Origin of the sequence: Pelagerythrobacter marensis (assembly GCF_036700095.1) — a bacterium.
GTDB classification, from domain to species: domain Bacteria; phylum Pseudomonadota; class Alphaproteobacteria; order Sphingomonadales; family Sphingomonadaceae; genus Pelagerythrobacter; species Pelagerythrobacter marensis_A.
Genome location: NZ_CP144918.1, coordinates 1,308,386 through 1,334,878, shown reverse-complemented (window position 1 = coordinate 1,334,878; position 26,493 = coordinate 1,308,386). Strand labels below are relative to the sequence as shown.

The following is a 26,493-nucleotide window of genomic DNA, read 5'->3' as shown; positions in this document are numbered from 1 at the left end:
TCGATCTGGCTGTTCGTTGGGGGGTCAGGCGTAGATCGCCGCGCGGCCATTGCCGGAAGCGGCCTGGCCGCCGGGCTGCCCGCGCCCGCCGGAATGGCGGTCGGCATCGCGGCCCGGTTCGCGGCGGTCGCGGCCCGCGGCGCGGTCTTCGGCGAAGCCGCCATCGCCGCGCTCCGCGCCTGCACGGGCCGAGGCATTGCCGCCGGCCTGTGCGCCGTTCTGGCCACTCGCGGCGCCGGCATCGCCGTTCGCCACAGTCGGACGCTCGGCAACCGCTGCGGCGATCGCGCGGTGCGCCTCGGGATCGGTGGCCGAAAGCTGGACGGCCAGCTGCCCGTCGCGGCGCTGGTCGAAACGCAGCGAAAGCTCGCCGAACTCGGCATGATCGAGCGCCAGCGTGGCCGCCCTGGCAGTGAAAGCTTCGCGGGCGGAGGCGAGGCTGTCGACGATCCGCCCCAGTTCGCGCGCGACCTGGGTTTCGATTGCCGGCCTGTTCGCCGTGAAGGGGTTTGCGGTTTCGACGCTCGGCGCGCCGGGTGCGGGGATCGCCGCTGCGTTCGGGGCAAGGCCGCCTTGCGCCCCGCCGGATGCACCGCCACTGGCGGCGGTCGCGGCGGCGGCGGTTGCCGCGAAAGTCGCCTGTTCGGCGGAAGGTTTCGGATTCGCGGCCGCGGCCTGTTCCGCCGTCGCGCGGGGGGCCGGCTGCGCATCGCTCTGGTTCCGCATATGGCCGCCCCCCTCGCGCTGCCCGGCTTCCCGACCGGCGGAAACGTCCAGCGCCGTGCCAGCGGCCTGATGCAGCGGACCGGTCCCGCCGATCTCGCCTGCCAGGTTGGACGGGCGCGGCGCGACCTCGATCGCCACTGCGGGGCGCGCGGCCTGCTGGATCGCGGCGGCACCCGGCGATGGCGCGTTTTCGGCTGACAAGGCGGGTGCCCCCGTCGTGCGCCCGGCCGGGATTTCACTCGCGACGGTTCCGGCTCCGCGCCCCAGGAGGGTCGGCATCGCCGCCGCGGCACTGCCGCCTTCGGCCGGCGGCACCGTGCCGGCCGGCAATTCTGCGGCGGAAACCGGCAAGACCTTGCCGGTCCCGGCAATCGCCGGCAATTCCGCATCCACCGCGAGCGCCAGGGCCAGCGGGTCGGGCGCCTGTTCGGCTGCCTCGCCCTCGTCGGCGGCGCCGGAAACCGCGAGCATATCCTCGCCGGCGTTCTCGCCCGACGCGGCGCCGCGAACGGCGCTGCCGAGTGTGGCGAGAAGGCCGGAGAACCCCCCCGCTTCTGCGTTATCCTCGCCGGGGGCCGGACGCGGCTCGCCTTTCGTGGGCGTGGCGGACATTGGCGTGTTGGAAAGAAGCTGAGAGATCATCGGCCTGCCGTTTGCGTTCATGACGCAGACGGTTATTCAAGATGCGTGCCAGTTCTTCCGCATTCGGGGGATTTCGTCGCGATCGGCCTTCTCGTCGATCGCACGCGCGAGATCGCGGCGCCCCTCCTCCGCGTGCTGCAGCCGCCGGTCGGCCACTGCGAGGTCGGCCAGCCGGTCGTCGGCTTCGCGCCGGGCATCGGCCGCCTGACGGGCCGCGGTCGCGCCCAGATCGCGCAGATGGCTGCCGAGCACGCTGGCGCTGCGCAAGTCGGCCCCGTCGCGCGACGTGTCGCGCAGCGTGTAGAGTTCGGCCAGCGTCCGGGTCCGCGCCGAAAGCTGTTCCAGTTTCTGCCGCACGGCTTCCGCCCGATGCGCTTCGGCAGCGGCCTGGCGCTGTTCGGCGGAGCGCATCCTTTCGATCAGCCGCGCCCGGCGCAGGCGCGCCGCGTCACTGCTCATCGCCGATCAGCCTTTCAAGCTCGGCCTTCGCGCGGTCGAGCGGGACGCGCTCCTCCATCGCCTGGGCCAGGAACGCCGCGATCTGCGGCTGGAGCGCGATCCCGCGGTCGATCAGCGGGTCGGCCCCGGCGCGATAGGCGCCCATCAGGAGCAGGTCGCGATTGCTTTCGTAGGCCGAGACCAGCGCCCGCAGCTTGCGCGCGCAGGCGTTGAGGCGCGGATCGGCGACATCGGCCATCACTCGGCTGAGCGAGGCCCCGACATCGATGGCCGGATATTGCCCGCGCTGGGCGAGATCGCGCGAAAGCACGATATGGCCATCGAGGATCGACCGCGCGGTATCGACCACCGGATCGTTCTGATCGTCGCCGTCCGCCAGCACGGTATAGATCGCGGTGATCGATCCGCCGCTTTCGGCCGAGTTGCCGGCGCGTTCGACCAGCTTGGTTACGGTGGACAGGGCCGAGGGCGGGTAGCCGCGCGCCGCGCCCGGTTCGCCCAGCAGGATGCCGATTTCGCGCGCGGCATGGGCGATGCGGGTCAGGCTGTCCTGGATCAGCAGGACGCGCAGGCCCTGGGCGCGGAAATACTCGGCCAGCGAAGTCGCCAGCATTGCCCCGCGCAGCCGCAGGTTGGCGGCATGGTCGGCAGGCACCGCGACAACCGCGGTGCGCGCCGCGGCTTCGCCGTGCATGTGCCGCTCGACGAAATCGGAAACCTCGCGCGCACGCTCCCCGATCAGGCCGACCACGACCACATCGGCCTGGGCCCCTTGCGCGATCATGTCGATCAGGACCGACTTGCCCACGCCCGATCCCGCCATGATGCCGACCCGCTGGCCGACGCCGAACGTGGTCAGCGCGTTGATCGCGCGAATGCCGGTGTCGAACGGCTCGCGCACGCTCGCGCGGTCCAGCGCACCGGTGCGCTTTCCGCCAGCGGGCCATTGCGCGCTGGCGTGCAGAGCCGGGCCGCCGTCGATCGGTTCGCCCAGGCCGTCGACCGCGCGGCCGAGATAGGCCGGGCCGACCGGCAGCATCCCCGGCCGCCCTTCCGGTCGGACGGCAACGCCAGGGCGCAGCAGCACACTGTCGCCCAGCATCATCATCATCGTGCGCCCGTTGCGAAAGCCGATGGCCTCCGCCGTCAGGGTCGTCCCCTTGCCGTCGTCGATCCGGCACAGTCCCCCGATCGGGACCGACAGGCCGCTGACCTCGATCAGCCCGCCGTCGCACGCCGCGACCCGCCCGAAGCGGCGCGGCGCGAGGTCGAGCGGCGCAGCGGCCAGCTCGCCCAGGGTCGCCTCGGCCAGGGTCAGCATTCGCCGAACGCTTCGGCCAGGATGCGCCGCCATTGTTTCGGCCCGTCCTCGATTCCGCCGTCCTCGCTGTCGATCCGCAAAGCGCCGCGTTCGACCGCGGGGTCGGGGACCAGTTCGAGGTCGGCGGGAAGGCGATCCCTGACCAGAGCAATATCGTCGGGATGGAGCAGCACGCGCCGCTCGTCCTGCGCGCGCTGGAGCATGGCCACGGCCTTTTTCACCCGCGCGGCGAGGCCTTCGGGGTCGATAGCCAGCGGCAGAACGGCCTCCTCGCACAACGCGAGCACGGTCTGGCGCAGGCGTTCGCGCAGCGCCTCGGCGCTGGCGGCGTCGAAGCGGGCGAAAGCCAGCTCGATCGCCTGGCGCTGCGCCTCGCGTTCGCGCTCGCGCTCGGCGGCATGGGCTTCGGCTTCGGCCCGGCCTTCCTCGAACCCCTTGCGATAGGCTTCGGCGACCGGATCCGGCTCCGGCGCGGCGGCAGCGGCGGCCGCCGCCTCGGCCGCCGGATTGCGGAACAGGCCGGAAAAGCGCGGGTCGCGGGCGAAACCGCCGCCGCCGCGCAGGCGATCGAGCGGCAGACTGGCCTTGAGCGCGGTGGCGCTAGACATAATCGTCGTCTCCCCCCGCCCCGATCACGATCGTACCGTCGGCGGCCAGTTTCTTCGCGACGGCGATGATGGCCTTCTGCGCCGCCTCCACATCGGCTCGCTTGATCCGGCCGCGTTCCTCGATTTCGTCGCGCAGGCCGTCGGCCGCGCGGCTTGACATGGCGCGGAAGAAGACTTCGCGCTGTGTCTCCTCGATGCCTTTCAGCGCGTCGATCAGCAGCTCGCTTTCGACCTCGCGCAGCAGCTGGCCCATCATCTGCTGATCGAGATCGAACAGGTGCTCGAACTTGAACAGCTCGCTTTCCAGGTCGCGCGCCAGCTTCTTGTCCAGCTTGTTGAGCCCCGGCATCACGCGCTTTTCCACGCTGCGCGCGGCGCTGTTGATGATTTCGGCCGCTTCGCGGACGCCGCCCATTTCCAGGCGCTTGATGCCGTGGACTCCGGCGATCCGCGCGGCGAGCGTTTCCTCCAGAATCGCGATCGCTTCGGGCGAGACCGGCCCCAGCTTCGCAATCCGGTGAACGACCGGGGTATGCAGCGGTTCGGGCAGGCCGGCCAGCACCGCCGCCGCGGTCGCCGGTTCCAGCTGGACCAGCAGGACGGCGATCGCCTGCGGGTGCTCGTCCTGCACCAGCGGGATCAGGACTTCGGGTTCGAGCCACTGCGCGATTTCGAGCGCCGGGGTGCGCGGTGCACTCTCGGGCGGAGCGACGCGGCGCATGATGCTGTCGGCCTTCACTTCGCCCAGCGCGCCGGTCATCAACCGGCGGACTTCGTCGATCCGGCCGTGCGCGGAAATGCTCGCGCTGCCGGCCGAACTGGCGAAGTTGGCAATGGCATCGGCAATCGCCGCGGGGCCGATATCGCCCATCTCGCACATCTTGGCGCCGAGCGTCCGCAGCTCTTCGGGGGAAAGCCCGGCCAGCAGGCGCGCGGCCTCTTCCTCGCCCAGCAGCATGACCATCACGGCGGCGCGGTCCGCGCCATCGAATTCGATCGGCGCGCTCATCAGGCCACCCCTTCGGTGCTGCGCGTTTCGCCCAGCATCCGGCGCAGGGCCTGGAGCGCATCGTCGGGCTGCTCGCGCGCGATGCGCTGGGCCAGCTCGATCTGGGCGGACAGTTCCTCGCGGCTCGGTTCGTCCGACCGGGCAGGCAGCGCGGTGCGGCGTGTCTGGGTAATCAGTCCCGGCTCGTCGCCCGCCTCGGTATCCTCGTCCTCGCCCCCGCGGTTCCTGTCGGTCACGGTGCGCATTATCGGGCGGACGACGAAGAACAGGATCAGCAGGACCGCGATCAGCGCGACCGCGTGACGCACGACCATCGCGAACCACGATTGCTCCCAGAAGGGTATCTCGTCGGCCACCACCGGTTCGAACGGGCGGACCACGACCGCGACCGTATCGCCCCGATCGGGGTTCGCCCCCACCGCCGCGGCCACCAGTTCCTCGAACTTCTCGAGATCGGCCGGGTTGGCGCCCTTCAGGGCATCCTGGTTGAGCGCGACCGCGACCGAGAGGCGCTTGACGCTGCCCGGCGCGATGTTCGACACGGCGACCTCGCGCCCAAGCTCGTATGTCCGGGTGGCGCTGCTTTCGCCGATTTCATTGGCCCCGCCTTCCGCCGGGCCGCCTTCGGGCGCGCCCTCGACCGCCTCGGGCGCCGGGGGCGGAGTATTGGCGAGAACGCCCGGCACGCCGACCGCGTTGCCGGCGGCAGTGGCGGTGGAGGTCTGCGTCGTCTCGCGGCGGACCGCCCCGTCCTTGTCGTAACTTTCGCGGGCCGAGGTCACTTCGTTCATATCGAGCGCGACCTGGATTTCGCTGGAGAAATTTTCCGCCCCGATCATCGGGGTCAGCAACTGGTCGATCTGCGAGCGCAGCTTCGCTTCCATCCGCGTCTGCAGTTCCAGGCCGTCGGAATCGGCGCCCTGCGGTTCGGACAGCAGGCGCCCGTGCTGGTCGACGATGCGAACCGAATCGATCGACAGCCCCGGCACCGAACCGGCGACGAGGTTGGCGATCGCGGTCACCTGCGAATCGGACAGCTGGCGTCCGCGCGCCAGACGCAGCATGACCGAAGCGGTCGGGGCCACGGTGTCGCGCACGAAGACCGAGCGTTCGGGCCGGGCGAGGTGGACGCGCACCGATTCGACGCCGTCGATCTCCTTGATCGTCAGCATCAGGTCGCGTTCCTGCGCCGCGCGCAGCCGGTCGCCTTCCAGCGTACGGCTGGCGCCCATCGGCAGCGAGTCGAGCAATTGCTGCCCCGTTTCGGGCGTCGCCAGCGCGCCGTCGGCGGCGACGACCATACGCGCACGATAAAGATCGTCCTCGCCCACGCTGAGGGCGCCGGTATTGTTGTCGATCGTATAGTCGATCGACGCGGCATCGAGCGCGCCGACGACGCCGGCACGCTCCGCATCGCCGAGCGAGGAATAGAGGATCCGCTGCGGAGCCGGCGACAGGCCGGCCCAGACCAGCGCGAGCAGGCCAGCGAGCGCGAGGCCGGCGAACCACGGCAGCGCCTTCCTGACGGCCGGCTGGCCGACGAAGCGCGCGGCGCGGTCCCTGAACGAGCCGCCGCTGCGCAGCGGTGCGAGCACCGAGCCTTGCGCGGCATTGGCGGGAACGAGTTCGCTCATCTATCAGACCCCCATCCGCATGATGTCCTGGTATGCGGACAACAGCTTGTTCCTGACCTGCAGCGTCGCTTCGAAGGCGACGCCGGCTTCCTGGCGGGCGAGCATGACTTTGGCGATATCGGTCACCTCGCCCCGTTCGTACCCTTCGGTCAGCGTCGAGGCGCGCGACTGCGCGTCGTTGACCCCGTCGAGCGCGCTGCGCAGCGTGTCGGCGAAACCGCCACCCGCCGGCTCGGTCGCGGGTGCGGCGGGTGCCCCGGCCTCGCGGCTCCGGTGAATTTCCTGCAGCGTGCTCGACCGTTCGAGGATCTGCTGGCGCAGCGACATGATCTGCTGGACCGAACCCGCGCCGCCGAGGCCGTCGATGCCGCTCATCGCCGGCCTCCCACCGCCAGCCCGGCCTCACGGAACGAGGCGAGGCGATAGCGCAGCGTGCGTTCGCTGATGCCCAGCTGGCGCGCGGCCTCGGCCCGCTTGCCGCCACAGGCGTCGAGCGTCTCCATGATCGCGCGCGCTTCGGAAAGCTGGACCACTTTTGCCAGTTTTCTTCCGGTTCCGGCGCCGTGTGGCTCGGCCGGGGCGGCCAGGGGTTCGGCCGGGGTGGCGGCCGCGCTCCCGGCTTGCCGTTCCACCAGGCGCGCGGGGCGGTCGAACACGATATGACCGGTGCCGATCGTCCCCGCGTCGCCGGCCAGAACCAGCGCGCGCCGCATGACGTTTTCCAGCTCGCGAATATTGCCCGGCCAGCCGTGCTGCTTGAGCATGGCGATCGCGCCGTCGGTCAGCCACGGCACCCGTGCGCCCTGCGGCGCATGGCGCAGCAGCATCGCGAAGGCGAGCGGAACGATGTCGGTCGGCCGCTCGCGCAGCGCCGACAGATTCATCGGAAAGACGTTGAGGCGATAGAACAGGTCGGCGCGGAAGCGGCCTTCCTCCACCTCGACCGGCAGGTCGCGGTTGGCACAGGCGATGATCCGCACGTCGACCTTGACCGGCGTGGTCGCGCCGACGGGCACGACTTCGCCTTCCTGCAGCGCGCGCAGCAGCTTTGCCTGAAGCGAAAGCGGCATCTCGGCGATTTCGTCGAGCAACAGCGTGCCCCCTTCGGCCGCGCGGAAGAACCCTTCGCCCGCCGCGCTGGCGCCGGTGAAGGCGCCCTTCTGATGGCCGAACAGCAGGGCTTCCAGCATGGTTTCGGGGATCGCGGCGCAGTTGACCGCCACGAACGGCTTGGCGCGGCGCGCGCTGCGATCGTGGATGAACCGCGAAAGGACTTCCTTGCCGGTGCCGGTGGGGCCGTTGATCAGAACGGGAATATCCGTCTGTGCCAGCCGGTCGGCAAGCGCGAGAACGGAAAGCGATTCCGGGTCGGCGGCAACCGGCCCGCCGCCCCGGCCGGCGACCAGCGCGACAAGCGCGCCGAACGTCGCTTCGGACACGGGATCGGCATATGTGAGAACGGCGCCCGTTCCCCTCCGCGCGATCGACGGGGTTTCCCCCCGTGCCAGCGCAATCGCGTTGGGCAGCTTGCCCGCGCCGCTTTCGGCGTGATCCGCCAGGTGCACCGGCTGGCGCGGGAACAGCGAGGATGCGATCCCCGCGAACTTGCCCGCCACCGGTGCGTGAGCTTTCTCGAAGCCTTCCGTCTGCTCGATCGATCCCACTTCAGCCCCCTGCTGGTTAACCAAGTTCCGTTCGCGAGCGGTATTGGAGCCGGCATGGGCAAGATCGCCTTAATGGTTAACAGCGATTGACCCTTAAGTATAATTACGTAGCGGTCGAATTCGGTCGCCTTCCCCCTAAAACTTTCGCCTCCCCTGCCGGTCTTCGCTCCAGCTACCGCCCAGGATGGGTTTCTCGGGGGGAGCGTTCGAAGAGCATTGTGGGAGTTTGAACAATGGCTGTTATCAATACCAACATCAGTGCGATGCGGGCGGCAAATGCCTCCACTGCGGCGGACAAGGCGCTCGGCACTGCCATGGAACGTCTGTCGACCGGCAAGCGCATCAACAGCGCCAAGGACGACGCCGCCGGCCTCGCGATCGCCACGACCATGACTGCGCAAGTGCGCGGCATGAGCCAGGGCATTCGCAACGCCAACGACGGCATCTCGATGGCGCAGACCGCCGAAGGCGCGCTGAGCGAAGTCACCAACATGCTGCAGCGCGTGCGCGAACTGGCCGTGCAGTCGGCTTCGGGTTCGTATCAGGACGCCGACCGCGGTTACATGAATTCGGAAGTGACCGAGCTGAAGGCGCAGATCGCCAGTGTGATCTCGGATACCGAGTTCAACGGCAATGCCGTGTTCGACACGATGGCCGACGTTACGCTGGACATCCAGGTCGGCGCCAACAGCGGCGACACGGTCACGCTGACGTCCAAGGCGATCACGACCGACATGTCGACGCTCGCCGTCGATACGGCGGCCAATGCCAACACCACGATCGACACCGTCGATGCCGCGCTGGCCGAAGTCGCCGCCACCCGCGCTTCGCTGGGTGCCGGTCAGAGCCGCCTGGAATCGGCGGTCAACAACCTGACCAACAATGTCACCAACCTCTCCGACGCGCGTTCGCGCATCGAAGACACCGACTATTCGGCTGAAACGACCGCGCTCGCCAAGGCGCAGATCCTCAGCCAGGCTTCGACCGCGATGCTGTCGCAGGCCAACCAGAGCCAGCAGAACGTTCTCTCGCTGCTGCGCTGACTTCTTCTTCTCGAACCGACTTCGGGCCCGGCGCTGCATGCAGCGCCGGGCCATTTTCTTGTTAGGGCACCCCGCGCCGGACCGGCTGGGCCAGCAGGGCGGCGTGGCAGCGCGCAAAATCGACCGCTTCCAGCCGTTCCGCGAGCGCGCATCCGCCCGCCGCGACATACGCTTCGTCCAGCACGACGCCCCCGTCGAGCGGCATGACCAGCAGCGGCCCGTCGTAGCGCGCGGCCACCTCCGCGCCCGGCGCGCCGGCCACCCGATCGAGCCGGAAGTGCGGCCCTTCGACCAGCGCGGCCGCCCCGCCGCCCGCGTGCCGGCGATGGCGCGTGCTGTCGTAAGGTTCGCCCCGCGCGACCGCGATCGCCTGGTCGAGATGCAGCGCGCGCGGGCGGCCGTAATCGTAAAGGCGATAGGTCACGTCGCTGTTCTGCTGAATCTCGACCAGCGACAGCCCCGGCCCGATCGCATGGACCGTTCCTGCGGGGAGATAGAAGAAATCGCCCGCCGAGACCGCGTGCCAGGCGAGCAGCCGCTCGATCGATCCGTCGAGCGCTGCCGCGCGCATCGCCTCGCCCGTCACCGGCCGGTCGAACCCGATCGCGAGCGATGCCCCCGGCTCGGCATCGAGCACCAGCCAGCATTCGTCCTTGCCGCGCGCACCGGGCGGAGCATGGGCATCGTCGGGATGGACCTGGACCGAAAGCTTTTCGCTGGTGAACAGATACTTGGCGAGGATCTCCGGCAGTTCGCGCGGGGGATCGAACCAGATCTCTCCGATCCGCTCCCCCTCCGGTGCGGCAAAGGGGGCGGGCAGGCGCTCGCGCCCCCAGACCTTGGCCACTGCCCTGGGGGAAAGCGCGCGCCCGCTCATTGTTCGCGCGCGCCGCCCAGTTTGCCCACATCCTGCGCGGCGGACGCGCGGATCACCAGAACCTCGTCGCCATCGACCACGACGACGACATCCTCCAGGCCGATGCACGACACGCGCGGCCCGTCGCTGTCGACCATGACATTGCGGCAATCGACCAGCTCGGCCTTGCCGCGCACGATATTGCCCGCCCCGTCGCTGCCCGCCCCGTCGCCGCCCGCTTCGCTTGCCGCGCGCGCGTCGCGCAGCGCGGCCCAGTTGCCGATGTCGGACCAGCCCATGGCCGCCGGCACCAGTGCCGCGCGGCGCGTGTTCTCCATCACGGCGTAATCGATCGATTCGCCCTCGATCCGCGCGAACGGCGGCGCTGCGGGCCGGAACCGACCGCCGCTCCACGATCCGCCCGCCACTGCCTCCGCCACGGCCTGCGCCATGTCGGGGCGAAAGGCGGCAAGCTCTTCGCGCAGGACATCGGCGCGGAAGGCGAAAATACCGCCGTTCCAGTCGAACCTGCCGGCGGCGAGGAACTCGCGCGCGCGCGTCGCATCGGGCTTTTCGACGAAGCGCGCGATCGCGAACCCGCCCTCCATCGGCGCCCCGCGTTCGATATAGCCATAGCCGGTCTCGGGCCGGTCGGGCGCGATCCCGAAGGCGACGAGGTGCCCGCGCGCGGCCAGCTTCGCCGCCGCCTCCACAGCCGCCCCGAAGGCGTCGACATCCGCGATATGATGGTCGCTGGGGCAGACGAGCACGATTGCATCGTCGGGAAGAAGGCCCGCCGCAAGCGCAATCGCCGGGGCCGTGTTGCGCGCCGCCGGCTCGACCACCAGCCGCGTGCCCGGCGGCGCCTGTTCCTCGACCGGCGCCACATGCCGCTCCCCCGCCACGACTATCGGCGGGGCGAAACGCGCCCCGGTACAGCGCGCCAGGGTCTCCTCGAACAGCGAGCGTTGGCCGAGCAGCGGCAGGAACGGCTTGGGGCGACTGGCCCGACTTCTGGGCCAGAGCCGGGTGCCGCTGCCGCCGCACAGGATCACGGGATGGATTGCCTCGGTCATGCGGGCATCGTCATCGACCACCTCGCGCGCGAGGGCAAGCCGGGGCGTGCGATCCGACCGGCAGAACCTAGAACCAGCGCTGCCGCCAATAGAACGGCGCAGGCACGGGATTGCCGGCTGCGTCGGTCGCCGGGCGAAAGCGGAGCCGTTCTTCGACCAGGCGGCAGGTAATGCGGTCCGCCTCGGGATCGGGGCTCGGGCGATAGACGGTGCAGTTGGATGCGCGGCCGTTTACGCCGACGATCGCTCGCACGATCACCTCCGTCCCCCGCCGGGCGGCGCGACCGCCTTCGGGCACCGGAAAATCGCGGGCATCGTCGATCGTGCCGGAGATGTGAACAGGCCTGGTCACCGCGCCGCCGCCGGTGCCGCCGCCACCCTGCCCGCTGCCGGTGCCGCTCCCGGTCCCGCCGGCGCCCGTTCCCGCGCCCGTCTCGCGCGCGCCCGAGCTGTCGGCAGTGCCGGTGGACGCAGCCTGCGGCACGGGGACGGGGGGCTGGACAGACACGGGCGGTTCGGGGGCGGTCACCTCGCGCGGGGTCGCCTCGCGCCCCGCTTCTCCCGCGGCGCCGGGATCGGGCTCGGGTTCCGGTTCGGGCAATTCTTCGGGCGGGGTCGTTACGGTCACGGCGATCGCCTCGATCACTTCCCGCTCGACGATGCCGGTGAAATCGGGCGCGAAAACCTTGGCGAGACCGTAGATGGCAAGGCCATGCAACAGCGCGACCAGCGCCAGCGTGCCAAGGCGGGGCCGACGTCGCATGGCCGCGTATCCGGTCCGCTCCGCCTCCGGCCTCGTCCCCCCTTGCCCGTCTGCCATCGTGCCCGGATCCTCCCTCCCGCCAAATCCGCGGCGGGCCTGCGCGGTTCCCGGACGCAATTGGGACAGAACCAGACGCGAGAGACAAGAAAAAAGCGGCGGCGCCCCGCGAGGGACGCCGCCGCGTTTTTGTAGTTTTTTGTAGTAGTTGCCGCTTACATCAGAAACCAACGATCAGCGAAGCTACGACCGTACGCGGTGCGCCAATGTTCACGTACTCCGATTCGCTGACAAGATCGGTCGGGGCAGAGCCGATGTACACCTCGTCGAAGAGATTGGTGACATTAAGCTGCAGGTAGGACCGATCGAGTCCGGCGTCTGCGAGCGAATAGCGCAGGTCGAGGTCAGCTACGGTGTAGCCAGGCAGGGTTATCGTATTGATATCGTTCAGGAAACGCGAACCAGTGCGTTTGACCTGGGCGCCGATTTCGAACGCGCCAAGGGTGGCCTGGAGGCGGGCGCCGTAGGTGTACTCTGGGACACCCGATTCACGCTTGCCAGCCGTCTGTGCGACTTCATCCTCTCCGAGCAAAACATCTTCCTTGATCTCCGAGTCCTGATAGGAACCGAAGACGTAGGCGAGCAATTGCGGGATCGGCTGGACCGCGATCGACCCATCGATACCGTACTTTTCCACCTCGCCTAGGTTGCGAGTGACCGAGCAGTCGCATTCGAGGCTGTAAGCCGAGGCCAGTCGGTCTTGATACTTGGTGTACCAGCCCGAGATCTGCGCTTGCACAATGCCGCTCTGGTACCGCAGTCCCAAGTCGAAGCTGTCCGATGTTTCAGGCGCAGGCTGCGCTGCAGGATCGGATTCGTCGAAGTAGAGCGCCCCGTAAAGAGCGTCAGTTCCCGGAACCGAGAGGTTCTTGGCGTAGCTGGCAAAAATGCTTGCCGCATCGGTGAAATTGTACGTGAAGCCGACGTTCGGCAGGAACTTGTCGTACTTGAACACCCGCGAGGTCGGCAACGCCGCATTCGGGTTGGCCGCCGCATAGCCGGCTTGATCTTCAGGCGAAACGCAATCCACAAAACCACTCGAAGAGGTCGTGAAGCAGTACTGGTTCAGGTCACGCTCGAAGAACGGCATGCGCCCTCCCAGCAAAACAACGAGATCGTCATCGAAAAACTCACCACGATATTCGCCGGAAACCTGATGCAGCGTCGCATAGGAAAGCCGATTTCGCTTGTTCAGCTGATTGCCGCCATCGTCGAGGATGGGGTCGTTGATCGGAAACACGTCCGCAGGTTCGCCGCTCGGATAAAGGAAACCGGCTTGCCCCGTCTGGCGATGTCGCGCTCGATCGTAGGTGTAAGCAAAACGGACGCGGTGATTGTCGCTGATGTCGTATGCGATATTTGCGATGACCCCGTAACGATGAGTCTGGGTCTGACTGGGCGAAAGAATACGCACTGCGTCGAGCGTATCCCCGTCGCCGTTCAGATCGCGATCGCCAGCGAAGTAGTACACCGCACCCCGGCTGCTGACGAAGGGCACGGTATCAAACATTACACCGGTGAAGCCTTCGGAACTCGTGCCTTCGATCCCGATGCTCGTGCCGCCGCCATTCGCCTTAACGTACTGGTAGCTCGGGTCGACGGTGAGCACGAGTCCGTCAGACAGGGTAAAGCGCGAGCTGCCGCGGATATTGCCGGTGTTGGATGGATTGTACCGACGCTCGAACGGCGAGCCGCAGCTGTTCGGCGTATCGACTTCGCCTTCCACTGCAGGAGCGGTCGTGCAGGGGGTACCATCATAAAGGTCGTAGAAACGATCTTCCGGCTCCAGCGAGAAGTCGCTGTTTCTGTTCGGAGAGCCGTTGAAGTTATTCCGGTTCTGATTGTAGTGCCCGGCAATCGCGATGAAATCGCCGTTTGCGCCAAGCTCCTGATAAATCCGGCCGTTGTACTGTTGCTTGTTGACGCCGCCGTAGTTCGAGAACGTACTATCATTGACCGCGCGCGAGGCGGAGAACCACGCCTTGGTGCCGGCGCCGGTAATGTCGCCGGTATGGATCATTCCGAACACGCGGTGGAACGGACGGCTGCCAGGATCGCCGCGCGCAACGAGATCGCCGTAGCTGACCGAGGCCATCGCGCCGAACTCGTCGCGCGGCATCAGGGTGCGGATATTTATCGTGCCACCAACAGCCGAGGCGGTGGGGCTATCGACGTCGGTGGAGCCGAGAGACACCGTCACGGATTCAAGCGTTTCGGGGTCAGGCTGCTGGTTCGTGTAGAGGGCATAATTGCCTGAGTCGTTGAGCGGGATGCCGTCAACCGTCTGCGAAATCCGGTCCGAACCGAAACCTCGGATGGTGAAGTTGCCGCCCAGCGAACCGAACGGGTCATTATTGGTGAAGCTGACACCGGGCACCAGATTGATGATGTCATTGACTGTTTGGCCCGGCGTTTGCCGCAGCATCAATTCGCGTTGGATTTCGACGCGCGCTTTGGGTGTTGCGGGAATATCGACACCGCCGACATCCGTTTCGCGGCTGCCGGTGACAATGATCTCGGTGTCTTCGAAATCGACGGAGCCGGTCGACTGCGCCTGGGCCACGGTCGGCATGAGCGCCGATGCGGACAGGCTGACGACACTGGCGGCGAGCAAATATTTGAGCTTCATGTACGGTTCCTTCGGTGAGGCTCGGTGGGCAGATGAAAGTGACTGCCGGCCCGATAGTTTCGAACCGCGACGCTAGGAAGTCGGTTTTGTTACCGAAAAGTGACAGTGGTGGCCTGGCCGCCGCCGCCCTATCCCCCCGACCTCGGGAATGGCGGAATTCCGGGAATTTCGGGCTGTTGCTGCAATGCAACAATATCGAGAAATCGGGTCCCGGCCCGCGATAAGGCCGAATCAGGCGAGGTTTATCTCACGCAGGCGCTGCATCAGGAAGTCGTGGCTGGAGATCGGCTCGGGCCGATCGCCGGGGGCATCGGGGTCGATGCAGCTTTCCAGCGTCTCGATCGTGAAATCGGGCCGGAAATGGAGGAAGAAGGGCATCGAATAGCGCGAGCGATAGGCCGCTTCGCCGCGCGGGTTGACCACGCGGTGGGTGGTCGAGCGCAGCTTGCCGTTGGTCAGCCGTTCCAGCATGTCGCCGATGTTCACCACCAGCGCGCCTTCCGGCACGTCGATCGCTTTCCACTCGCCGCTGGCGGTCAGCAGTTCCAGCCCCGCCTCTTCCGCGCCGAGCAGCAGCGTGATCGTGTTGATGTCGCCATGCGCGGCGGCGCGGATCGCGCCTTCTGCGTCGGCCCCGGAGAGCGGCGGATAGTGGAGCAGACGCATGACGGAGTTGCCGTCTTCCACCGTCGGCGCGAACCAGGTGCGTTCCAGCCCCAGGTGCAGCGCGATCGCTTCCAGCACACGGCCCCCGGCTTGCTCGAACGCGGCATAGAGCGCTTCGAACGTCTCCTCGAACCCGTCGATCTCGCGCGGCCAGACATTGGGCGCCATGAATTCCGACAGCGGGTGCCCTTCGGGCAGTGTGCGGCCGACGTGCCAGAATTCCTTCAGATCGTGGACCTCGGCGTCTTTCGCCTTCTCGGTGCCGAACGGGGTATAGCCGCGCGCGCCGCCCCCGCCGGGGATGTGATACTGGCGCTTGACCGCGTCGGGCAGCGCGAAGAACGCCTTCGACAAGTCTTCCGCCCGCGCGATCAGGTCGGCCGGGATGCCGTGGTCGCGGATCACCGCGAAGCCGTATTCCTCGAAACTGCGGCCGATCTCGGCGGCGACCTCGCTCAGCGGACGGGCGATGGAAACGGAAGCGATATCGGACATGGGCAAGCCTCTATACGCGGCTCAATAGGGCAGGAACAGGCCGGCCAGCGCCGCGCTCATCAGATTGGCCAAGCTGCCCGCGGCGAGCGCGCGCAGGCCGAGCTTCGCGATGACGGGGCGCTGATTCGGTGCAAGCCCGCCCGTAACCGCCATCTGGATGGCGATCGAGGAAAAATTGGCGAAACCGCACAGCGCGAACGTCACGATCGCCCGGCTGCGCTCGGTCAGCGTGTCGATCTGCCCCAGCTCGATGAAGGCAACGAATTCGTTGAGCACGATCTTCGTCCCGAACAGGCCGCCGGCGACGCCCGCCTCTTCCCACGGCACGCCGATCAGGAACATGACCGGCGAGAAAAGCCAGCCGAGCGCCATCTGGAACGACAGCTCGGGCATGCCGAACCAGCCGCCGACCGCGCCCAGCAGGCCGTTGGCAAGCGCGACGAGCGCGACGAAGGCGAGCACCATCGCGCCGACCGCCACCGCCAGCTTCACGCCGGTCTGCGCGCCCTGGGCAGCCGCTTCGATCACATTCGCGGGGCGCTGACCTTCCTCGAACGTCTCGGCCACTTCGACTTCATGCGCCTTGCCCCCTTCGGTGATCGCTGCCGGGCCTTCGGCGCTGATCCGTGTGCGCGGCAGGGCGATCTCGCCTTCCGCCTCGGGCGAAGCCTCGTCCTCGTCGGGCATGATGATCTTGGCCATCAGGATGCCGCCGGGGGCGGACATGAAGGCGGCGGCGAGCAGGAAAGGCAGGTATTCGGCGCCCAGCAGCCCGGCATAGGCGGCCAGGATCGTGCCCGCGACGCCGGCCATGCCCACGCTCATCAGCGTGAACAGGCGGCTGGGCGCGAGCGCGGCGAGATAGGGGCGCACGACCAGCGGGCTCTCGCTCTGGCCGACGAAGATATTGGCTGCGGCACCGAGCGATTCGACCCGGCTGATCCCGGTGACCCAGCCGATCGCCCCGCCGACCCAGCGCACGATCCGCTGCATGATGCCGAGGTGATAGAGGATCGAGACGAGCGAGGCGAAGAACACGATCACCGGCAGGGCGCCCAGCGCGAACGTGTTGGCCAGCGGATTGTCGGCCCCGAACAGGAAGGCCGTGCCCGCATCGGCATAGGACAGCAGCGCCGCGACCCCGTCGCTCATCCCCCTGATCGCGGCCCGCCCCCAGGGTGTTTGCAGGACGAGGAAGGCGAGCAGCGCCTGGAGCGCGAAGGCCGCGACCACGATCCGCAACCGAATCCGCCGCCGCGCCGTGGAAAGCAGGACCGCGATCGCCAGGATCGCGACGATCCCGAGCAGGCTGGCAACGACTGGGTGCATAGGGGTGAGAATCCGTTTGCTCGCGACAGGGCAATGTCCCTCTCTTGCCTGCCGGGCATCCACAGTCAAACGCGCACGCCGCTTTGGCCACGCTTCCCTTTTCGCCCGCCAGCCCATAATCCGGGGCGATGCACGACACCCCCGACAGCCATGTCCCCGCCGCTTCCCTGCCCCGTTCGCTGTTCGTCTTCGCCCTGCTTTACGGCGGGATGACGGTGCTGGCCGGGTTCCTGGCAGTGAAGCAGGTCATGCTCTGGCCAACCGGGCTGGGAGTGGAGGCGGGCATCTTCGCCTTTCTCGTGCTCGTCGTGCTGTCGAGCGCGACCGCGCAAGTCCACGGCTCCGCGGCGGCGAACCGGCTGGTGGTCTGGGGCTTCCTGCCGCTGGCCGTGTCGATCGTCCTCATCCTGCTGGTCCTGCGCCTGCCGGCCGATCCGGCGATGTGGCCCGAAGGGCTGGAGGCGTTCCAGCTGATCCATGCCACGACCCCGCGGATCATGGCCGCGGGGCCGGTTGCCTATCTCGTCTCGCTGCTGCTCAATGTCTGGATCTTCTCGCGCCTGCGCGGCAGCGAAGAGGCGCAGGGCAATATCGGGTTGATGATCCGCGGCGCTGTCGCCTCAGCGCTCAGCCAGGCGATCGATTCGGTCATCTTCATCACTCTCGCCTTCGGCGGAGAGCGCGAGATCGGCTCGCTGATCGCGGGCCAGGCCCTGGCCAAGATCGTGCTCTCGCTGGTGCTCGTGCCGCTGCTGATCGCGATCGCGGTCAAAGTCGCCCGCCGGCTCGACCGCGCCGCCTGACGGCTACGACGGCCTGGTCGCGTCGAGCAGGTCCATGAAATTGCGCGCGGCCTCGCGCGCGGCCTCGTCCTCGAACGCGACGTCGAGGTCGGGCGCGGCGCCGAGCATGTGCAGAAGCGCCCAGAGCGCGAAACGCTTGCCCGCGTCCCGCTCCAGCCCCAGGTCGACCTGGCAGCGCTCGATCCCCGCCGCCAGCACCGCGGGGCTTGCCGCGGCAATATCGTCGGTCGCGAAATAGCGCCGCAGAAGGTCGTCGAATTCCATCGCGCGGGCTTAAGACGCGGCGGCGCGGCCGGCAAGCGCGGCCGCGCCCGGCAACGCTATCCCAGGGGCAATTCGTTGGTCGCCTTGATTTCGGACAGCGCGACGGTGGAGTGGATTTCCTGCACGCCCGAAAGCTTGCTCAGATGCTCGAAGAAGAACCGCTCGTACGCATCGATGTCCCTGGCCACGATCCGCAGCATGAAATCCATCGTGCCCATCAGGACATAGGCGTCGAGCACTTCGGGAAAGGCGCGGATCGCGGCGCTGAATTCGTCGAGATTGGCGCGCCCGTGGGCGTTGAGCTTCACTTGCGCGAAGACATGGGCGTTGAGCCCGACCTTGCGCCGGTCGACCACCGCGATCCGCTTGCGGATATAGCCTTCGCGCTCGAGCCGGTCGATCCGGCGCCAGCAGGGCGAAGGCGAAAGCCCCACCCGCTCGGCAATCTGCGCCGTGGTTTGATTCGCGTCCCGTTGCAATTCGCGGAGAATCTTTATTTCGAATCGGTCAAGCTGGGTCATCCATGCCCCATATTCCTGAATTGCAGGATAATCCATCCACCATCAGCCGATTTCGGGTGCCATCGGGACGCGGATTGTTCGGCGCCGCGGTGCAATACTCCGGCCAGCGAAAAATGGAGACGCTTGCAATGGTTACCCACCCCACCCGCCTGACACCGCCCGTCCAGTGCGTGCCGCTGCACGATCCCGAAAGCCGGCTGGAAGGCGTGATCGTGATCCATTCGACGGCGCTCGGCCCGGGCGCGGGCGGCTGCCGTTTCTGGAGCTATCCCGACATGGATCGGGCGCGGGCCGACGCGCTGCGGCTGGCCGAGGGGATGAGCTACAAGAACGCGCTCGCCGGTCTCCCCCTCGGCGGGGCCAAAGCGGTCCTGCGCCGGCCCGAGGGCGATTTCGACCGCGCCCGCCTGTTTCATGCCTTCGGCAAGGCGGTCGCCGAGCTGCGCGGCACCTACGTAACGGCGGAAGATGTCGGCACCTCGGTCGCCGACATGCAGGACGTCGCCCGCGCCACGCGCCATGTCGCCGGCCTGCCGGCCAGGGACGGGCGGGCCGGGGGCGATCCGTCGCCGTGGACCGCGCAGGGCGTGTTCGAATCGATCCGCGAAGCGGCGGCCTTTGCCCTGGAACGCGATCTCGGCGACCTGACCGTCGCCGTTCAGGGCGTCGGCCATGTCGGCGCGGACCTGTGCCGCCGCCTGGCCGAAGCCGGCGCGCGGCTGGTCGTCGCCGATGTCGACCCGGACCGCTGCGAAAACCTGCGCGCGCTGCACGGCGCGAAAGTGGTGGACGTCGACGCCATCGTCGGGGCGGAGGCGGATGTCTTCGCGCCCTGCGCCCTCGGCGGCGTGCTCGACGCGCGCAGTGCGCAACGGATCGCCGCGCGGCTCGTCTGCGGTGCCGCGAACAACCAGCTCGCCCGGCCCGAGGTGGCGGAGACGCTGCGCCGGCGCGGCATTGCCTACGTGCCCGATTACGTCGCCAACGCGGGCGGGATCATCAGCGTTTCGGCCGAGTATCTGGGCGAGGACGCGGCCGATGTCGGCCGGCGCGTGGCGGCGATCGCTCCGCGGGTCGTCGCCCTGCTCGAACGCGCCGCTCGCGAAGGTCGCTCGCCCGCTGCAGTTGCCGACGACCTGGCCGAAGAGGTCATCGCGGGGGCGCGGCGGCCGGCGACGGCAGCGGCATAGCCCGCCGCGTTGCAATGCACCGCTTTCGCATCCACGCTCTGGCCGATCCCGAAACGCTTCCCCGCGTGGTCGGCGCCTTCGCCCGGCGCGCCCTCGTCCCCATCGCGCTTGCGGCCCGGCGCGAGGGCGACGGATGCCGGATCGAGGCGCATATCGCCGGCCTGGACCCGCAGCAGGCGGCAATCGTCGCCGCCGGTCTGGGCGAGACGTTCGCGGTCCTATCGGTGGAATGCGACACGCTGCACCACGGGGGACAGCGCAGCGGCGACACGGTCTGTCGGCATGGAGGACATCGCCTGGCAGGGGTGACAGGATTCGAACCCGTGGCCCTCGGTTTTGGAGACCGATGCTCTACCAACTGAGCTACACCCCTGCAGGCGGAGCCGCCCTCTAGAGCCAAGCGCGGGCGATGGCAAGGCGGCGCGAACGCGGGCCGGGCGCGCCGCACGCACGGTGCGGGCCGCCGCGCGCGCCCTAGGCACCGGGCCGCGCGGGCGGTAAAGGCAGCGGATCATGCACGCGCCCGCGCAAGGCCCGATCCCGCCCGACCTGCTGCTGCACGCCTATCGCAACGGCATTTTCCCGATGGCCGACAGTCGCGACGACGACGCGCTGTTCTGGGTCGAGCCGCGCCGGCGCGCGATCATCCCGCTGGACGGGTTCCGCTGCGCGCGATCGCTGCGCAAGGTCCTGCGGCGCGGGGCCTATACGGTCACCTGCAACGCGGCGTTCGAGGATGTCCTGCGCGCCTGCGCCGCCCCGCGCGACGACCACGAGGGGACCTGGATCAGCCACCGGATAGAGGCGAGCTTCGCCGCCTTGCACGGCCAGGGCCATGCCCATTCGATCGAATGCTGGCGCGGCGACGAACTGGTCGGCGGGCTCTACGGCCTCGCGGTGGACCGGGCGTTCTGCGGCGAAAGCATGTTCAGCCGGGCCGACAACGCATCGAAAGTCGCGCTTGCCTGGCTCGTCGCGCTGATGCGGCGCGCGGGATTCGTTTTGCTCGATTGCCAGTTCATGACCGCGCACCTCGCCTCGCTGGGCGCGGTGGAAATCCCGCAGCCGCGCTACCGCGCGCTGCTCGCAGAAGCGCGCGGCGCGCCGGGACAGAGCCTTCCCGAAGCCTATTCGGCGCTATTGGCGGAGGCGGAGGCGGCTCCGTCGTCCTCGCCCGGAAAGCTCATCGCGCAGTCTTTCACCCAGACGTCGTAGATCGGGTGCTCGACAACATTGAGACTGGGGGAGTTGCGGAACAGCCAGCCGGAGAAGATCTTTTGCCACTGGCCCTCGCCCGAAGACGCGGCATTGCGCACCAGGACCTGGACAAAGGCCCCCGTCTCGCGCGGCATTTCCCAGGGGGCGGTGCGCTCGCACGCCGCGAGGCGGACGATCACGTCGCCCACCCGGCGCGATTCGCCCGGCTTCATTTCGAGGTCCTGCGACAGATTGTTGCGCTTGTTGAGCAGTCCGAGCGTTGCCACACGCTCCTCCATCGGCGTCCCTTCGCTGCTCTCCTGCACGACCTCGGGCGCCTGGGGCGTGGCAAGCTCTTCGGGCACTTCGGTTTCGACCGGCTCGGGCGCCGGCGGCTCCTGGGCGCAACCGGCCATGGCCACCGCGAGAGGGAGCATGGCGGCCAGTGCGCGCATGTTCAACTGTCCGGCGACCACGCTTCGTAATCGCCTGTCGCCGCCGCCCGCCGGCCGCCGCGCTGCAGCGCCCCTTGCGGCAGATAGGCCGCCGGCGTGCCGGTGGCATTGGGGGTATAGTCCGCTTCCCAGATCCGCGCGGGGGGCAGATAGCTTTCGGGCACGTCGTCGAATGCGCCGTGCAGCCAGCCGTGCCATTCGGGCGGCACCCGGCTCGCGTCGTTCGATCCGTCGTAGATCACCCAGCGCCGCTCGCGCCCGTCGGACGATTTCCGGCGCGAACGGTAATAGCGGTTGCCCTGCGCATCGGTGCCGACATGCTCGCCATGGCGCCAGCTGTGCAGCAGCGTGCCGATGGTCGCGCCATCCCACCAGGTGAAGATCTTGGCCAGGAATTTCATGAAGCGGGCGGTTAGCCGATTCGGCCCGCGCGGCCAAGCGCGCAATCGCAGCGACGCGGCATTACCATTCGACCCGGTCGCCCGGTTCGATCCCCAGTTCGGCCGCCCGGCCGCCGCGAAGCTCCAGCACGGCGCTCGTCAATCCGGCGGCCCCCACGGGATCGAGCGAATAGGGCACGGTGCGCGCGGCGATGTTGATGATCCGCCCGTCCTCGCCGATAAAGATAATGTCCAGCGGCAGCGGCGTGTTCTTCATCCAGAAGCTGGCGATATCGGGCGGGTTGCGCGGGAACAGCATTCCTTCGTTCGGCCCCAGCTCGGTGCGGAACATCAGCCCGCGCGCCTGTTCCTGCGCCGTCCTGGCGACTTCGACGGCGAAGACGTGCCGCCCCTCGCCGGTCACGACCGCCAGATCGACGACTTCCAGCCCCGACACCGGGTGCCGCCTTTCCGCCGCCTCCGCCCCGGGGGTGGCCGTCGCGGCCCCGCCCGCACCGGCCGGCGGCGAACAGGCGGCGGCGAGCGCCAGAACGAAAACGGACATCATGCGGCGCATCGGTCGATCTCCTAGCAGTCTTCGGCTTGAGCTTCGGCGGCCCATTGCTCCGCCTCTTCCGTGCCTGCCGCGTTCACTACCGCGCGCGCGATGTCGAATCCATGCCCCGCGCGCACCAGCGCCGCAATCTGCTTCTCGCGCCGGTCGCGGTCGGGCGGTTCGGGGGCGAAGGGGCCGAAGCGCCGCTTGCGCGCCAGCCGCAGGGCGGCCGCGCGGCGCGCGCCCTCCCCCGGCTCGACCGCGCCGCGCAGCGCATCGTCGATCCCGGCGCCGCGCAGCGTCTCGTCGATCCGGCGAGCGCCGTATCCGCGCCGCAGCAGTCCTTCGGCCCGGCTGCGGGCATAGCTTTCGTCGTCGATATAGCCGCGCGCTGCGAAACGCGCGGCGATCGCGGCGGGATCGGGCTGCTCCTCCCCCTCCCACCCCCGCTCGCGCAGCTTGCGCGTCAGATAGGCTTCCAGCCTGGCCGTGCTGGTGGCGAAACGGGCGACATAGCCGAGCGCCAGTTCCTCGATCCGGGCGGGATCGAGCGGCCCTGGCGCACGGCGTGTTCGCCGCTTGTTCATCGTGTGGTCGACCATGCGGCCTTATTCGTGCCACACTCGTTAGGAAATGGGAAAGTTTGAAACGTCGCCGGGCACGGGATAAAGAGCGTCGCTTATAGGGGACAATGCACGCGCCATGTTGCGCGCAAATGACGGGTAACACCTCCAAACATGACAGAAACCAACCTGCTTCCGACCCCGAACGACTGCGCTCTGCCGCGCCGCCGGTCGGACTTCGCGACCTTCAACGAGGCGGTCGACTATGCCGCGCGGAGCGAGAAGGGGCTCAATTTCCACGATATGCGCGGCACGCTCCAGCGGCCCTATCCCTATCGCGAGATGCGCGAGGATGCCCTGGCGATGGCGCGCCGGCTGGTCGCGGCGGGGATCGGGAAAGAGGATCGCGTTGCGCTGGTCGCCGAAACCGGGCCGGAATTCGCGGCCCTGTTCTGCGCCTGCGTCTATACCGGGGCCTGGCCGGTGCCGCTGCCCCTGCCGACCAGCTTCGGCGGCAAGGAAAGCTATATCGACCAGCTCGCGGTGCAGCTCGAAAGCTGCGATCCCAAGATGCTGATCTACCCCCCCGAGATCGCCGAGATGGCGCAGGCCGCGGCCCGGCGGCAAGGGTGCGAAGGGATCGACTGGGGCAGCTTTGCCGAGCGCGCCGCGCCGGAGTGCGAACTGCCCGAAGCGAAGCCGGGCGACATCTGCTATCTCCAGTATTCGTCCGGCTCGACCCGCTTTCCGACCGGAGTGGCGGTGACGCACGAGGCGCTGCTGCACAACCTGTTCGGCCACGCGACCGCGGTGGACCTGGGCGAAAACGACCGCGTGGTGTCGTGGCTGCCGTGGTATCACGACATGGGCCTGGTCGGCTGTTTCCTCTCGCCGATCGCCAACCAGGCTTCGGTCGATTATCTCAAGACCGAACATTTCGCGCGCCGCCCGCTCGCCTGGCTCGATCTGATCAGCCGCAACAAGGGCAACACGCTCTCCTACTCCCCCACGTTCGGCTACGACATCTGCGCGCGCCGGATCTCCAGCCAGAGCAGCGTCGCCGAACGCTTCGACCTCTCGCGCTGGCGCACCGCGGGCAACGGGGCGGACATGATCCGGCCCGACGTGATGCAGAATTTCGTCAACGCTTTCGCCGATGCGGGCTTTCGCGCCAGTGCCTTCACCCCGTCTTACGGCCTGGCGGAAGCGACCCTGGCCGTTACCGTCATGCCTCCGGGCGAAGGCATCCGCGTCGAACTGGTGGAGGAAGAGCGGCTTTCCGGCACCCGCGCCGATTTCTCGCGCCCGGCCCGCTATCGCGCGATCGTCAACTGCGGCAAGCCGCTGCCCGGCATGGAAGTCGAGATCCGCGGGGAAGACGGGAAGGCCAAGGGCGATCACAAGATCGGCAAAGTCTGGTGCCGCGGCAAGAGCGTGATGCATTCCTATTTCCGCAACGAGGAAGCGACCCGCGACTGCCTGGTCGCCAGGGAAAACGGCGATGTCTGGCTCGACACCGGCGACATGGGCTACATGGCGGGCGGCTATCTGTTCATCGTCGGCCGGGCGAAGGACATGATCATCATCAACGGCAAGAACCACTGGCCGCAGGACATCGAGTGGGCGGTGGAGCAATTGCCCGGCTTCAACCACGGCGACATCGCGGCCTTCGCGGTCGAGACCGAGAACGGTGAGGAAGCGCCCGCGGTGCTCGTCCATTGCCGCGTCTCCGACCCGGAAGAGCGGGTGCGCCTGCACGAGCAGATCCGCGACAAGGTCCGCTCGATCACCGGCATGAACTGCGTGGTCGAACTGGTGCCCCCGCGCACCCTGCCGCGCACCAGTTCGGGCAAGCTCAGCCGGGCCAAGGCCAAGCGGCTCTACCTTGCCGGGGAAATCCAGCCGCTCTCGCTGATGCAGGCGGCCTGACGGCGCAGACCGGGCCGGCGAACGGGAAAGGCGGGCGGGGCTTCGGAGGGGAGCTGCCTCACTCCGCCGCGAAGTCGCCCCAGGCCAGCCGCAGCGTGCCACCGGTTTCGCCGAGGCGCGCCTCCGCCCCCTGCTCGGCCAGAAGCGCGCGGACCGCTTCGGCGCGCGCTTCGGGGCCGGAGACGATCAGCGGACGGCCCAGCCGGCGCGCGGCCCAGCCCGCCAGGGCGATCGCCTCGCGCGCGGCGGCATCGGGCTCCTCGCCCTCGAAAGCGATCGGCGGCAGGGCCGAAACCGGCGGCACCAGCTCGATCCGCCATTCCGGCTCGGTCGCGGCGACCCGGCGTTCGAGCGCGGCATATGCCGCCAGGCCCGCCCCCGGCAGCGGCTCGGCGCGCACCAGCGCCCGGCGGCGCTGCCGGTCGAGCAGGACGTCGTCCTCGCTGGTCCCCGCCGCCACCGCCAGCCGCGTGGCGAGATCGTCGAGCCGGTCGCGCGCCGCCCTCTCCTCCGCTTCCTTGGCCGAAGCGAGCTGCGCTTCTTCGGCGCTCTGTTCGTCGCGCACCAGGAACTGCTTGAGCTGGACATCGACCGGCGTGCCCAGCCGCCGCGCCAGGCTTTCCTCCGCCCGCACTTCGGCATCGGGCTGCAGCCGGGTGGTCCAGACGAAGGCCGAAACGCGCATCGGTTCGGTATCGAACTCGATCTCGGGCTGCGAGAGGCGCGCCGCGCTGCCGAAATTCTGCGCCAGTTCGCTCCGCACCTGGCGCGCCGCGGCCGCTTCCCAGGCGATCTGGCGCAGCGAGAGGCCGAGCGGCACGACCAGCGCGACGAAAACCGCGCCGAGCACGAAGTTCTGCCAGCGCGACTGGCGCTCGGTCAGCGTGACGCTGAAGCCATAAAGCCGGGCCATCGCCCAGACGGTGAGCGCGATGGTCACGAAGTTGGTGATATAGAGCAGCAGCGCGCCCCAGAAGACCGTCCAGTTGGCCGTCGCCAGCCCGAAGCCGACCACCGCCAGCGGCGGCATCAGCGCGGTGGCGATGGCGACGCCGACGATCGTCCCCTCGCGCCCGCGGATCATGGCATAGGCCCCGGCAAGCGCGGAAAACAGCGCCACCAGCAAGTCGAACAGGTTCGGCCGCGTGCGCGAGGCGATCTCGGGCGTGATGTCCTGCAGCGGCGACATGAACACGATTACCGCGCACAGGCCGACCGCCATCGCCGTGCCCCAGGCCAGCGAGCGGGCCGACTGGCGCAGCCAGCGATAGTCGCCGATCGCCAGCGCGAAACCGAGGCCCATGATCGGGTCCATCAGCGGCGAGAGCAGCATCGCGCCGATCACCACCGCGGGGGAGGAAAGCAGCAGGCCGAGAACGGCGATCCCCGCCGACATCGCGGTCATGAACAGATAGCGCGAGGACAGCGCGCATTCTTCGCGCCGCCGGGCGATCACCTCGCCCTGCTCGACCGTGCCGACCACCATTTCGCGCCACCAGCGGCGAAAGCTCACCACCACGCGCAGGAACGACCACTGGGGGTTTCGGACCGCCGCCGCGACCTCGCCCGCCGGGCGGCCTTTCTCGCCTGTCGTCTCACCGTCCATCAGCGGTCTTTAGCGCTTGCCTTGGCATGAAAAAAGCCGACATTCGCAAGAC

26 protein-coding genes and 1 tRNA gene are annotated in these 26,493 nt (G+C 68.5%); 5 read left to right on the top strand and 22 right to left on the bottom strand.

Features of this window, described 5'->3' with window-relative positions:
* Positions 1–24: 24 nt before the first annotated feature.
* From V5F89_RS06180 to V5F89_RS06145, 8 genes are read right to left on the bottom strand one after another with little or no spacing between them, the layout of a single operon-like run.
* On the bottom strand, positions 25–1,368 hold the full coding sequence (locus V5F89_RS06180; RefSeq protein WP_338447366.1) for a hypothetical protein: 1,344 nt from the start codon (positions 1,366–1,368) through the stop codon (positions 25–27).
* A gap of 36 nt (positions 1,369–1,404) precedes the next feature.
* Positions 1,405–1,827, bottom strand: coding sequence for a hypothetical protein (locus tag V5F89_RS06175; protein WP_338447365.1), 423 nt, complete (start codon positions 1,825–1,827; stop codon positions 1,405–1,407).
* Positions 1,817–3,148, bottom strand: a complete 1,332-nt coding sequence (locus tag V5F89_RS06170; protein WP_338447364.1) for a FliI/YscN family ATPase — start codon at positions 3,146–3,148, stop codon at positions 1,817–1,819. The genes V5F89_RS06175 and V5F89_RS06170 overlap by 11 nt, the downstream gene beginning before the upstream one ends.
* Positions 3,142–3,756, bottom strand: coding sequence for a FliH/SctL family protein (locus V5F89_RS06165; protein WP_338447363.1), 615 nt, complete (start codon positions 3,754–3,756; stop codon positions 3,142–3,144). The genes V5F89_RS06170 and V5F89_RS06165 overlap by 7 nt, the downstream gene beginning before the upstream one ends.
* On the bottom strand, positions 3,749–4,765 hold the full coding sequence (gene fliG / locus V5F89_RS06160; protein ID WP_338447362.1) for a flagellar motor switch protein FliG: 1,017 nt from the start codon (positions 4,763–4,765) through the stop codon (positions 3,749–3,751). The genes V5F89_RS06165 and fliG overlap by 8 nt, the downstream gene beginning before the upstream one ends.
* Positions 4,765–6,399 (bottom strand): flagellar basal-body MS-ring/collar protein FliF, encoded by a 1,635-nt coding sequence (gene fliF / locus V5F89_RS06155; RefSeq protein ID WP_338447361.1) that lies wholly within the window; start codon positions 6,397–6,399, stop codon positions 4,765–4,767. The genes fliG and fliF overlap by 1 nt, the downstream gene beginning before the upstream one ends.
* A 3-nt stretch (positions 6,400–6,402) precedes the next feature.
* Positions 6,403–6,774, bottom strand: coding sequence for a flagellar hook-basal body complex protein FliE (gene fliE, locus V5F89_RS06150; RefSeq protein ID WP_338447360.1), 372 nt, complete (start codon positions 6,772–6,774; stop codon positions 6,403–6,405).
* Complete coding sequence (locus tag V5F89_RS06145) at positions 6,771–8,063, bottom strand: sigma-54 interaction domain-containing protein (protein WP_338447359.1); 1,293 nt, start codon at positions 8,061–8,063, stop codon at positions 6,771–6,773. Before V5F89_RS06145 ends, fliE begins: the two co-directional genes overlap by 4 nt.
* Before the next feature lie 233 nt (positions 8,064–8,296).
* On the opposite strand from V5F89_RS06145, the gene V5F89_RS06140 reads away from it, so the two are divergent.
* Positions 8,297–9,106, top strand: a complete 810-nt coding sequence (locus V5F89_RS06140) for a flagellin (RefSeq protein WP_338447358.1) — start codon at positions 8,297–8,299, stop codon at positions 9,104–9,106.
* A gap of 61 nt (positions 9,107–9,167) precedes the next feature.
* Here V5F89_RS06140 and V5F89_RS06135 read toward each other — a convergent pair whose 3' ends face one another.
* The 6 genes from V5F89_RS06135 to V5F89_RS06110 all read right to left on the bottom strand — a co-directional run bounded on the left by V5F89_RS06135 (position 9,168) and on the right by V5F89_RS06110 (position 16,977).
* Positions 9,168–9,983: a class I mannose-6-phosphate isomerase gene (locus V5F89_RS06135; protein WP_338447357.1), complete on the bottom strand. Its 816-nt coding sequence runs from the start codon at positions 9,981–9,983 to the stop codon at positions 9,168–9,170.
* Positions 9,980–11,038: a mannose-1-phosphate guanylyltransferase gene (locus V5F89_RS06130; protein WP_338447356.1), complete on the bottom strand. Its 1,059-nt coding sequence runs from the start codon at positions 11,036–11,038 to the stop codon at positions 9,980–9,982. The genes V5F89_RS06135 and V5F89_RS06130 overlap by 4 nt, the downstream gene beginning before the upstream one ends.
* Positions 11,039–11,105: 67 nt before the next feature.
* Positions 11,106–11,801, bottom strand: coding sequence for an energy transducer TonB (locus tag V5F89_RS06125; protein WP_338447355.1), 696 nt, complete (start codon positions 11,799–11,801; stop codon positions 11,106–11,108).
* A gap of 217 nt (positions 11,802–12,018) precedes the next feature.
* A complete protein-coding gene (locus V5F89_RS06120; RefSeq protein ID WP_338447354.1) occupies positions 12,019–14,487 on the bottom strand; it encodes a TonB-dependent receptor in 2,469 nt (822 codons plus the stop codon).
* 231 nt (positions 14,488–14,718) lie between these two features.
* Complete coding sequence (locus tag V5F89_RS06115) at positions 14,719–15,648, bottom strand: isopenicillin N synthase family dioxygenase (RefSeq protein WP_338447353.1); 930 nt, start codon at positions 15,646–15,648, stop codon at positions 14,719–14,721.
* 21 nt (positions 15,649–15,669) lie between these two features.
* On the bottom strand, positions 15,670–16,977 hold the full coding sequence (locus V5F89_RS06110; protein WP_338447352.1) for a NupC/NupG family nucleoside CNT transporter: 1,308 nt from the start codon (positions 16,975–16,977) through the stop codon (positions 15,670–15,672).
* Between the two features lie 128 nt (positions 16,978–17,105).
* On the opposite strand from V5F89_RS06110, the gene V5F89_RS06105 reads away from it, so the two are divergent.
* The gene (locus V5F89_RS06105) at positions 17,106–17,780 is read left to right on the top strand and encodes a queuosine precursor transporter (RefSeq protein ID WP_338447351.1); all 675 of its coding nucleotides are present in this window, start codon (positions 17,106–17,108) and stop codon (positions 17,778–17,780) included.
* Between the two features lie 3 nt (positions 17,781–17,783).
* On the opposite strand, the gene V5F89_RS06100 is transcribed toward V5F89_RS06105, so the two are convergent.
* Positions 17,784–18,044 carry a hypothetical protein gene (locus V5F89_RS06100; protein ID WP_338447350.1) on the bottom strand — a complete coding sequence of 87 codons (261 nt, stop codon included), beginning with the start codon at positions 18,042–18,044 and terminating at the stop codon, positions 17,784–17,786.
* Positions 18,045–18,100: 56 nt separating this feature from the next.
* Entirely contained in the window at positions 18,101–18,565 is a 465-nt protein-coding gene (locus tag V5F89_RS06095; RefSeq protein WP_338447349.1) for an Lrp/AsnC family transcriptional regulator, read from the bottom strand.
* Positions 18,566–18,693: 128 nt separating this feature from the next.
* Between V5F89_RS06095 and V5F89_RS06090 the strand changes: the two genes are divergently transcribed.
* Positions 18,694–19,755, top strand: a complete 1,062-nt coding sequence (locus V5F89_RS06090) for a Leu/Phe/Val dehydrogenase (protein WP_338447348.1) — start codon at positions 18,694–18,696, stop codon at positions 19,753–19,755.
* Between the two features lie 297 nt (positions 19,756–20,052).
* Here V5F89_RS06090 and V5F89_RS06085 read toward each other — a convergent pair.
* Positions 20,053–20,128: transfer RNA gene (locus V5F89_RS06085), tRNA-Trp, on the bottom strand.
* A 140-nt stretch (positions 20,129–20,268) separates the two neighbouring features.
* Here V5F89_RS06085 and aat point away from each other — a divergent pair.
* A complete protein-coding gene (gene aat / locus V5F89_RS06080) occupies positions 20,269–20,970 on the top strand; it encodes a leucyl/phenylalanyl-tRNA--protein transferase (RefSeq protein ID WP_338447347.1) in 702 nt (233 codons plus the stop codon).
* On the opposite strand, the gene V5F89_RS06075 is transcribed toward aat, so the two are convergent.
* The 4 genes from V5F89_RS06075 to V5F89_RS06060 all read right to left on the bottom strand — a co-directional run bounded on the left by V5F89_RS06075 (position 20,883) and on the right by V5F89_RS06060 (position 22,945).
* The gene (locus tag V5F89_RS06075) at positions 20,883–21,407 is read right to left on the bottom strand and encodes a DUF2155 domain-containing protein (RefSeq protein WP_338447346.1); all 525 of its coding nucleotides are present in this window, start codon (positions 21,405–21,407) and stop codon (positions 20,883–20,885) included. The genes aat and V5F89_RS06075 overlap by 88 nt on opposite strands.
* A gap of 2 nt (positions 21,408–21,409) precedes the next feature.
* A complete protein-coding gene (locus tag V5F89_RS06070) occupies positions 21,410–21,808 on the bottom strand; it encodes an NADH:ubiquinone oxidoreductase subunit NDUFA12 (RefSeq protein WP_338447345.1) in 399 nt (132 codons plus the stop codon).
* A 61-nt stretch (positions 21,809–21,869) separates the two neighbouring features.
* On the bottom strand, positions 21,870–22,355 hold the full coding sequence (locus V5F89_RS06065; protein WP_338447344.1) for a DUF192 domain-containing protein: 486 nt from the start codon (positions 22,353–22,355) through the stop codon (positions 21,870–21,872).
* Between the two features lie 20 nt (positions 22,356–22,375).
* A complete protein-coding gene (locus tag V5F89_RS06060) occupies positions 22,376–22,945 on the bottom strand; it encodes a regulatory protein RecX (RefSeq protein ID WP_338447343.1) in 570 nt (189 codons plus the stop codon).
* A gap of 135 nt (positions 22,946–23,080) precedes the next feature.
* Here V5F89_RS06060 and V5F89_RS06055 point away from each other — a divergent pair, with 135 nt between their 5' ends.
* A complete protein-coding gene (locus V5F89_RS06055; protein ID WP_338447342.1) occupies positions 23,081–24,835 on the top strand; it encodes a fatty acyl-AMP ligase in 1,755 nt (584 codons plus the stop codon).
* A gap of 58 nt (positions 24,836–24,893) precedes the next feature.
* On the opposite strand, the gene V5F89_RS06050 is transcribed toward V5F89_RS06055, so the two are convergent.
* The gene (locus V5F89_RS06050) at positions 24,894–26,441 is read right to left on the bottom strand and encodes a TIGR00341 family protein (RefSeq protein ID WP_338447341.1); all 1,548 of its coding nucleotides are present in this window, start codon (positions 26,439–26,441) and stop codon (positions 24,894–24,896) included.
* Positions 26,442–26,493 lie beyond the last annotated feature (52 nt).